Raw genomic sequence first — 2,684 nt, forward strand, 5'->3', positions numbered from 1 at the left:
GGGAGGGGGCCTGCGCGAGAGCGGGGCTCTCCCTCACGTCCGGGGGAGAAGCGTCACGGCGGGCAGGCGGCGGCGCCGGGCGTCATGGACTCGCGCACGCTTCTCTCCCGCGGGAATCGGACCTTCGCCGGGGGCGGCATCGGTCCCGGCGCGGCGACGGCGGGGCAGCGGCATGCGACCCTCACCCCAGAACTCTACCCTAACGTTAGAGTAGAGATCGGCGGCGCCCATCCGGGCTGACGGCGCCGACGGCGACGAGGGACCAGGGGATCACGGGCGTGGACGGCAAGCACATGCAGATCGGCGAGGTCGCCGCGCGTACGGAGCTGTCCCTGCGCACGATCCGGCACTACGAGGAGACCGGCCTGGTCGTCCCGTCCGCCCGCTCGCAGGGCGGCTTCCGTCTCTACACCGAAGCCGACGTCGCCCGGCTCATGGTCGTCCGCCGCATGAAACCCCTCGGTTTCACCCTGGACCAGATGCGCGACCTGCTGGACGCCACCGACCGCCTCGACGGCGGCCCCGCCGCCGACGAGGTCGAAGCCCTCCTGAAGCGCGTACGGACCTACCAGCAGGCCGCCGCCGAGCAGGTGGAGAGGCTGCGGGTCCAACTCGCCCGCGCCGAGGAATTCGCCGCCACCCTGAGCGCCCGGCTGGAGCGGAGCGCTCCGGCCCCCGCGGTCGACGAGCGGGCGCCGCGCCCGGCGGGACCGGGCGGTCAGGGAGCGGGGTAGTGGCGCAGCTCGATGGTGTTGCCGTCCGGGTCCTGGACGTAGAGGGAGGTCGCCGTGCCCCGGGCGCCGGAGCGCTCGCCGGGGCCGTCGACCACGGTGAAGACGCCGGAGTCGATGACCTCCTGCCAGTCGAGCGGCTCGACGACCAGGCAGAAGTGGTCGACGTCGGAGCCCGCCGCGTCCCCGGCGGGGCGCTCCACGAGGTCGATGATGGTGGTGGCGCTGATCCGCACGGACGGGAACGGGGCCTTGCCCGCGCGCCACTCCTCGACGTTCTCCGGGGCCAGGCCCAGCGGGCCGGTGTAGAAGGCGAGCGAGCGCTCGACGTCGGCGGACTTCAGGACGAGGTGGTCGAAGTCGATCACGCGCATGACGGGCTCCGGGGGTCGGTGCGAGGGGTGAGGGATGCCGGCACCAGCATGATCGCTGAGGACGGGTGAGTCCAACGGTCGCGTCGGCCGGGTCGAGCCTGTCGCCGGGCGGCCGGCTCCGAGTCGCCGGGCGGTGGGCCGGACCGGGGATTCTTTGCCGGCACGCGACTTCCCAGCGGACGCCTACCCGTGCGTAACTTGGCATGAGCACGGCATTCAAGCCGTACGCCGTGCCGTCTCCTGTGGTCCGGGCCACTGGGCGAATCCCCATTCGCCCCACCCCCATGTCCTTGAGCCGCAAGGAGACCACCCGATGCTGCCCCAGTCCCTCCGCCGCGCGCTGAGAGCGTCCGCCGTCCTGCTGCTGGCCGCCGCCGCGACGCTCGTGCCCGGCGCCGCCGCCACCGCCGCCCCCGCCCAGGCCGCTGCCGCCGGCAGCGGCTGGAACGACTTCGCGTGCAAGCCGACCGCCGCGCACCCCCGGCCCGTGGTGCTGGTGCACGGCACCTTCGGCAACTCCGTCGACAACTGGCTCGGCCTGGCGCCCTACCTGGTCAAGCGCGGGTACTGCGTCTTCTCGCTGGACTACGGGCAACTGCCCGGAGTGCCGTTCTTCCACGGCCTCGGGCCCATCGCGCAGTCCGCCGAACAGCTCGACGCCTACGTGGACCGGGTGCTCGCCGCGACCGGCGCGGCCGAGGCGGACCTCGTCGGGCACTCCCAGGGCGGCATGATGCCCCGCCACTACCTGAAGTTCCTCGGCGGCGCCGACAAGGTGAACGCGCTCGTCGGCATCGCCCCCGACAACCACGGCACCACCCTGCTCGGACTCACCAGACTGCTGCCGTACTTCCCCGGCGTCGGACACCTGCTGAACGACAAGACGCCGGGCCTCGCCGACCAGGTCGCCGGCTCCCCGTTCATGACCCGGCTCAACGCGGGCGGCGACACCGTGCCCGGCGTCCGCTACACGGTCATCGCCACCCGGTACGACGAGGTCGTCACCCCGTACCGCTCGCAGTACCTGGACGGGCCCGACGTCACCAACGTCCTCATCCAGGACCGCTGCGCGCTCGACCTCTCCGAGCACGTGGCGATCGGCATCCTGGACCGGATCGCCTTCCACGAGGTCGCCAACGCGCTCGACCCGGCCCGCGCCACGCCGGTGAGCTGCGCCTCCGCACTGAGCTAGGCCGGAATCAGACGCAGAACGGGGTGGCCCCGTCCGGACCTCTTCGGACGGGGCCGCCCCTGTCGGGGAGGGCGCGCGGTCAGCGGCTGTGGCGGCCGGCCGGGGCCGCCTTGCGGCGGTTGACCGCGAACATCAGGGCCGCGCCGAGCGCCAGCACCGCCGCGCCGCCCATGGCGAGGTACGCGGTGCCGGCGTCTCCGCCGGTCTCGGCCAGGCCGCCGGTGGCCGCCGTCTGCTGTCCGTCGGCGGCGGGGGACGAAGCGGCGGCGGACGGGACGGCCGAGGGGGCGGCGGCGCCGGCCGCGTCCGGGCCGTTGCCCTCGTCGGCGGGGGAGGGGGCCGCCTGCTTGACCTCGGCCTCGGCCTCGGAGGCGGACGGGGCGGAGG

Annotated in this window: 4 protein-coding genes; 2 read left to right on the forward strand and 2 right to left on the reverse strand. The window is 74.0% G+C overall.

Going from position 1 to position 2,684, the window contains the following annotated elements; genetic code table 11:
- The first annotated feature begins 278 nt into the window (after nucleotides 1-278).
- On the forward strand, nucleotides 279-734 hold the full coding sequence (locus C6N75_RS27070; RefSeq protein WP_181160639.1) for a MerR family transcriptional regulator: 456 nt from the start codon (nucleotides 279-281) through the stop codon (nucleotides 732-734).
- Here C6N75_RS27070 and C6N75_RS27075 read toward each other — a convergent pair.
- On the reverse strand, nucleotides 719-1,105 hold the full coding sequence (locus tag C6N75_RS27075) for a VOC family protein (protein ID WP_105871507.1): 387 nt from the start codon (nucleotides 1,103-1,105) through the stop codon (nucleotides 719-721). The genes C6N75_RS27070 and C6N75_RS27075 overlap by 16 nt on opposite strands.
- A 313-nt stretch (nucleotides 1,106-1,418) precedes the next feature.
- On the opposite strand from C6N75_RS27075, the gene C6N75_RS27080 reads away from it, so the two are divergent.
- Complete coding sequence (locus tag C6N75_RS27080; RefSeq protein WP_105871508.1) at nucleotides 1,419-2,297, forward strand: esterase/lipase family protein; 879 nt, start codon at nucleotides 1,419-1,421, stop codon at nucleotides 2,295-2,297.
- 79 nt (nucleotides 2,298-2,376) lie between these two features.
- Here C6N75_RS27080 and C6N75_RS27085 read toward each other — a convergent pair.
- Nucleotides 2,377-2,684 (reverse strand): LAETG motif-containing sortase-dependent surface protein (locus C6N75_RS27085; RefSeq protein ID WP_146132689.1); only part of this gene is annotated, 308 nt, incomplete at its 5' end.

Source organism: Streptomyces solincola (assembly GCF_002982015.1).
In the GTDB taxonomy this organism is placed as follows: Bacteria; Actinomycetota; Actinomycetes; order Streptomycetales; family Streptomycetaceae; genus Streptomyces; species Streptomyces solincola.